Origin of the sequence: Reyranella sp. (genome assembly GCF_050185545.1) — a bacterium.
Taxonomy (GTDB): Bacteria; Pseudomonadota; Alphaproteobacteria; order Reyranellales; family Reyranellaceae; genus Reyranella.
The window spans coordinates 1-5644 of record NZ_JBFWZI010000305.1 but is presented as its reverse complement, the minus strand read 5'-3'; the positions used below and the strand labels follow the sequence as shown (position 1 = coordinate 5644).

Here is a 5644-nt window from a genome sequence, read left to right as displayed (position 1 = left end):
AGAGCATGAGCCGCGGCGCCCCGTCGTGCCGCGCGCCGAAGGAGTCCGACCGCCGTGCCGATCGTCCTCAGCGAGAATTTCCGCGCCCTGTTCTATGCGCCGTTCTATGCCGCCCTGGCGACCGGCGCCTTTCGCGACGCCGGCGTCGAGGTGATCCTGCGGCCCTCGCCCAGCCCGCGGGCGGCCGCGGCGGCGCTGCGCGCGGGCGAGGCCGACGTGATGTGGGGCGGGCCGTTGCGCGTCATGATCGTGCACGCGAGCGAGCCGGGCGCCGACCTCGTCTGCTTCGCCGACGTGGTGGCGCGCGACCCGTTCTTCGTCATCGGCGCCAGACCGCGGCCAGATTTCAAGCTCGCCGACCTCGCCCGCCTGCGCTTCGCCGCGGTAGCCGAGGTGCCGACGCCGTGGATATGCCTCGCCCACGATCTGCGCCTGGCCGGCATCGACCCCGATCGCCTCGAGCCGCTCATCGGACCCGCGATGGCGGACAACGCCCGGGTGATCCGCGCCGGCACGCTCGACGCCGCCCAGCTCTTCCAGCCCCATGCCGAGGCGCTGATCGCCGCGGGCGTGGGTCATGTCTGGTACGCCGCCGCGACACGCGGCCTCACCGCCTACACCACCCTGGTGACGCGCCGTGCCACCCTCGAGACGCGCCAGGACGAGCTGCTCGCCATGACCATCGGCATGCATCGCACGCTATCCTGGTTCGCGGCCGTGCCGCCGGCCGAGATCGCGCGCCTGCTGGCGGGCTACTTCCCCGACGTCGCGCCGGCGCTGTTCGCCGCCGCGATCGCCCGCTACCGCGCCCTCGGCCTGTGGGGAGCCGATCCGCTGATCCGCCGCGAAGGCTACGACTGGCTGCATGCGGCGATGCGCGCCCACGGCACGCTCGGCCGCGACGTCGCCTACGAGACCTGCGTCGACACCACGCTCGCCCGCCGTGCCATCGCCGGCAGAGCCGCGTCCGATCCAATCGAGCCGCACGAGAGCCGATCGGATCGGACGTGAGCTGCTCCGGATTCGCAGCGATACCGGAGCACGGCCTTCCGCCCGGGTGATGGCGGCCGGGCGGAACAGGCTCTACGGCTTGACGCTGACGCAGGCCGGGTCGATCGCCTGCCGGGCGATCTCGACGAAGCGCTCGACCGGACAGGCTTTCTCGCGCTCGTCGGCAGCGCAGGCCGGCAGCGCCACGGCGGTCATGCCGGGTGGCTGGGTCGCCTCGAGCACGATCCGCCCGCGCATCTGCGCCATGGTCTGCGCATAGTAGGCCAGCCGCACGTAGCGCTGGCCGGTCCGCACCTCGCGATAGAGCTCGAAGGCGAGCGCGCCACCGGGCGACAGCTGGTTGGGCTGGAAGCCCGCGATCTGCCAGCCGATGTTCAGCAGGCGCGACAGGTTGGCGAGGTTGGTGCTGTGGCCGACCAGCAGCGCGAAGCGCACCGGCTCGGCGATGCGCGGCTGGCCGGGGAAGTCGTGGCCGTCCTGCAGCGTGGCGACGATCTGGTTCAGGAGATTGGAGCCGTGCTGGCGGGCGAGCGGCAGCGTCTTGTCGACCAGGTCGACCTCGAGGCGATGGAGCTTGAGCAGGTCCTGGAGCTCAGCCTCGCCGGCAAGCCGCCCCCAGGCGACCTGCATCCCCTCGGCGTCCTCCATGGCGAAGGTCTCCGCCGCGGCCGAGGCGAAGCCTAGGGAGCCAGTGAGACGAACCGTGCCGTCGGGCCGGCTCTCGAGGCCCGGCTGCCCGGTCGCGAGGCCGCAGGCCTTGCCGCCGGCGAGCGACGTCGGGCAGAGCGTCTGCTGCATCAGCGTGAGCTGTGGGGCGTACTCGCGCTGCACCGAGTCGAAGTTGCCGCCGATCCGCGCCAGCACGGCGGCGCGGTTGGCCGCCCCGTCCATCGGGCAGCTCGCGGTCGGCTGCGGATGGAACAGCGGATCGGGCACCGTCGGATCGTCCTGGTTGCGCACGTTGAGGGTCGGGCAGCGCGGATACATGCCGGTCAGCAGCGCCACCGCACTCGCCCGCGTGCGCTGGTCGAGATCGGCCCACGCCGAGACCGTGCCGCGCGGCGGGCAATCGTCGGACTGCACCAGACCGCGCCCGCCATAGAGCACCCGGTAGTAGCGGCCCATCAGGCGCAACAGCTCCTCGCCGCGCGGCGTCAGGAAGCCCGGCGGCACCGGCCAGGTTGGCCACGGGCTCGCCGACCGGCTGTCGAGCTCGACGTTGGTCAGGAAGGGAGCCCGCACGCCGTGCCGGCTGACGAGCACCGCCCGCTCCATCTGCCAGCCCGGCGGGATCGGCAGGATCTGCGCCCGGACCGGCGAGACGGCGGCCGGCGAGAAGGCGGCCAGCACGGCGGCGATGACGATGATCCCCAAATGACGACGCTTCATTCGTACTTTCCAGGCTTGGCCGACTTACCCACGCGGCGCCCGACCCTACCTCATGCGACAGGCCGACGGTAGAAGCGCTGCTTCGTCGCGCAGCGTGGCTTCGCCGCGCAGCGTGGCCTCGCAGCGAAGCCCGCTCTCGCGCCACCTGGCGATGTCCTTCGAGCACCCGCCGAAGCGCCTGCGCATCATCGGCGAGGCGTGAGGAAGAGAGCTCCTCGGGAACTTTCCGCGGTCCGATATTGCGTCTTTTGCGACTTTGCGTCAGTGCCCCTTGGAAATCAAAGACTTGCGACTGACGCAAAAGCAGATGTCGAATGCGGTTTTGCGTCAGTCGGGCCTTTTGCGTCAGTCGGGCGTGCGGCATCGGCTTCGCTCGCCGGCGCGGCGGGCATCCGACCGGCCCGCGTGCCGCGGGCACCGAAGCGCTCGCACGCAACCTCGGCCATACCCTCGTGCTTGCGCATGATCCATCCTCCCTGATGCTGCGCCGTCGCCGGCGACGGGTCGTCGCCTGCCTCTGCCACGCTAGCCGGGATTTACGCGACGTCAACCCGCTCCAGCAGAACGCCGCGCACGAATCACCCCACTGCGGTCCAACGCCGGGAGCGCGCCACTCCTATGGCGCTCTTCTTCGCGATCGCACAGCCCATGAGCGCCATCGGAGTGGCGCGCTCCCAGCGCCCGATCGCGCTCCCAGCCACCATCGCCCTCCCAGCCATGACCTTCACCCCGCCCTCGTCCGGTCCCACCAGTCGCGGGTGCGGTACCAGGCGCCGATCAGGGGCAGGAACCAGGGATTGCCCGAGTAGAACGGCACGGTCGGGAAGTCTCGCTCGTCGAAGGCGTTGGCCGGGGCATTGGAGCCGCCGACGATCTTGCGCGCCGTCTGGTAGCCGAGATAGCTCATCATGGCGACGCCCGAGCCGTTGCACGCCATCAGGTAGTGCACGCCCTGCTCGCGGCCCTCCTTCGCCGTGCCCATGTGCGGCAGATAGTCGAAGGCGAAGGCGACGTTGCCGGTCCAGGCGTGAGTCACCTTCGTGCCGGCGAGCTGCGGCCAGCGCTCGACCATGTAGCGATGCAGCACCGGGGCGCTCACTTCCGGCGAGACCTGGGTGAAGCGCGCCCGCCCGCCGAAGATCACCCGCTTGCTGTCGGGCGATTGCCGGTAGTAGCACAGCACCCGCTTGGTATCGCTGACCACGCGGTACTTCGGGATCAGGCTCCTGACCAGGTCCTCGGGCAGCTCCTCGGTGGCGATGATGTGGCTCGCCACCGGCACCAGCCGGCGCCTGAGCGTCGGCGTCAAATCCGTCGTATAGCCGTTGGTCGCGACCACCACCTCGCGCGCCTCGATGGCGCCCTTGCTGGTCAGCACGCGAAAGCCACCCGTCCTGCGCTCGATGCGCTCGGCGTCACACTCGGCGCACAGCCTGGCGCCGGCGCGCTGCGCCGCCGCGAGCAGGCCGCCGTAGTAGAGCGCCGGATGGAGCTGGCCGGTGCGCTCGACCACCATGCCGCCGTAGTAATAGTCGGAGGCGATCTCCTCGCGCTGCCGCTCGCGCGGCACCATGTAGGTGCCGAGCGCGGCACCCTCGTTGTAGGTTCCGACCCTGGCCGCCTGCTCGGCGTAGTGGCGCGGCGTGAAGGCGCCGCTGAAGCGGCCGGTCATGCGCCAGTGGCACTCGATGCCCTCGCGCCGGATCACCGTCTCGACCTGGGCCAGCGAATCGGCGGCATCGGCGAGCATGCGCGCCATCACCCGCTTCCAGCCCTCGGGATCGCCGCCCGCGCCCTTGCCGGAGAAGCCCTTGCCCAGCGTCGTGCCGCCGCTCACACCGCCGCCGTTGCGCGTGCTGGCGCCGACGCCGAAGGCGCCGCGCTCGAGCACCGTCACCTCGACGCCCGAGCGGGCGAGCTCGAGCGCCGTCGACAGGCCGCCATAGCCCGCCCCGATCACCAGCACCTCGGTCTTGCGCGGCGGATCCTGCGACAGGGCGTTGGTGGGATGCCACCATTCCCACCACCACGGCATCGCCTTGAAGTCCTTGTGGAACACGGAATCGGCCATGGGCAAACCTTATGGACGGCGCCGCGGGCGGGCAACCGGGAGGAACCACGTCTTCCGGACCGCGGGCAGCCTGCCCTGAGCTTGCCGAAGGTCGCCCGCTCTTGTCATGAGATCCATGAGAAGAGCGGGCGAGACGCCCGCGGTCCGGATGATCATGAAATCGCGTGCGGCCGACGCTACAATGCCCGTCCGATGTCGCTCGATCCCGTCGTCATCAATCTCGTGAGCATCGTCGTCCTGGCGGCGAGCGCGGCAGTGTCGCTGCTCACCTGGTACTACCATCGCGATGCGCCGGGGCTCCGGCCGTGGACCTTCGCCCTGGTGCTCACCACGCTCGCCCTTGTGCTCTACGGCCAGCGCGCCGAGTACACGCCGGGTTGGCTGATCTTCACCGCCGACCTGCTGTTCGTCGGCGGCTTCGCCATGATGTGGATGAGCCTGCGGCGCTTCAACGACCGCCGCATCGGCCCCGACCGCGTGGTGATCGAGGCGGCGGTGGTGTGCGCGGTCTTCACCGTGCTGTCGTTCGCTTCCTGGCAGCTGGGCGGCGGCCGGCTGATGCAGTCCGGCTTGCGCACCATCTTCATTTGCCTGCTGTCGGGCGCCGCTGCCTGGGAGACCTGGCGCTTCGGCCGCACCGACAGGCTGTACAGCCGGATCGTCGCCGCCGGGGCGCTTGCCGGCATCGCCGTGGTCCGTGTCGCGCGGACCGTCGCCGTGGTGCTGCAGTTTGCCGGCGTGGTCGACTCGGCGGTCGGCCGGACCATCCAGAACTACACCGTCTACATCACCACGGCCTGCATGCTGATCGTCACCTTCGGCCTCATCCTGATGGCCACCGAGCGCGCCGAGCGCGAGCGCGCGGCGCTGTTCGACCGCTGGCAATCCGAGGGGCCGCCGCTGCGGTGATCTTCTCCTCCCCGGCTCCGCCGGGGAGGTGTCGCCATCATACGGCAACTGAGGGGTCATGGTCTTGGACCGCGGGCGTCCCGCCCGCTCATGGTCATGAGGCATGAGGGGGCGGGAGGCCCGCGGTCCGCATGAGTCATGACCCCTCCGTCGGCGAAGACGCCGACTCCTGTACCTTTTCCAGACCTGAGTAGGTGAGCGGCGTGGGGGTTGGCCCACGGGCGACGGCCCGAATGTCGTATCCTGCCAGGACCGAGCCAGTCC

Annotated in this window: 4 protein-coding genes; 2 read left to right on the top strand and 2 right to left on the bottom strand. The window is 70.5% G+C overall.

Annotation, left to right across the window (positions count from 1 at the left end; all coding sequences use genetic code 11):
• The first annotated feature begins 54 nt into the window (after positions 1-54).
• Positions 55-1011, top strand: coding sequence for an ABC transporter substrate-binding protein (locus tag AB7O82_RS36785; RefSeq protein WP_428554819.1), 957 nt, complete (start codon positions 55-57; stop codon positions 1009-1011).
• A 72-nt stretch (positions 1012-1083) separates the two neighbouring features.
• Here the strand turns inward: AB7O82_RS36785 and AB7O82_RS36780 are convergent, their stop codons facing one another.
• Both AB7O82_RS36780 and AB7O82_RS36775 read right to left on the bottom strand, forming a co-directional pair.
• Positions 1084-2400, bottom strand: a complete 1317-nt coding sequence (locus AB7O82_RS36780; protein WP_428554817.1) for a histidine-type phosphatase — start codon at positions 2398-2400, stop codon at positions 1084-1086.
• A 724-nt stretch (positions 2401-3124) separates the two neighbouring features.
• Positions 3125-4471, bottom strand: coding sequence for an NAD(P)/FAD-dependent oxidoreductase (locus tag AB7O82_RS36775; RefSeq protein WP_428554815.1), 1347 nt, complete (start codon positions 4469-4471; stop codon positions 3125-3127).
• A gap of 192 nt (positions 4472-4663) precedes the next feature.
• Here AB7O82_RS36775 and AB7O82_RS36770 point away from each other — a divergent pair, with 192 nt between their 5' ends.
• The gene (locus tag AB7O82_RS36770; RefSeq protein WP_428554812.1) at positions 4664-5380 is read left to right on the top strand and encodes a hypothetical protein; all 717 of its coding nucleotides are present in this window, start codon (positions 4664-4666) and stop codon (positions 5378-5380) included.
• Positions 5381-5644 lie beyond the last annotated feature (264 nt).

Bases quoted from the DNA above. Each gene is read 5' to 3' on its own strand.
- AB7O82_RS36780 (WP_428554817.1), bottom strand. From the start codon at position 2,400: ATGAAGCGTCGTCATTTGGGGATCATCGTCATCGCCGCCGTGCTGGCC.
- AB7O82_RS36775 (WP_428554815.1), bottom strand. From the start codon at position 4,471: ATGGCCGATTCCGTGTTCCACAAGGACTTCAAGGCGATGCCGTGGTGG.
- AB7O82_RS36770 (WP_428554812.1), top strand. From the start codon at position 4,664: ATGTCGCTCGATCCCGTCGTCATCAATCTCGTGAGCATCGTCGTCCTG.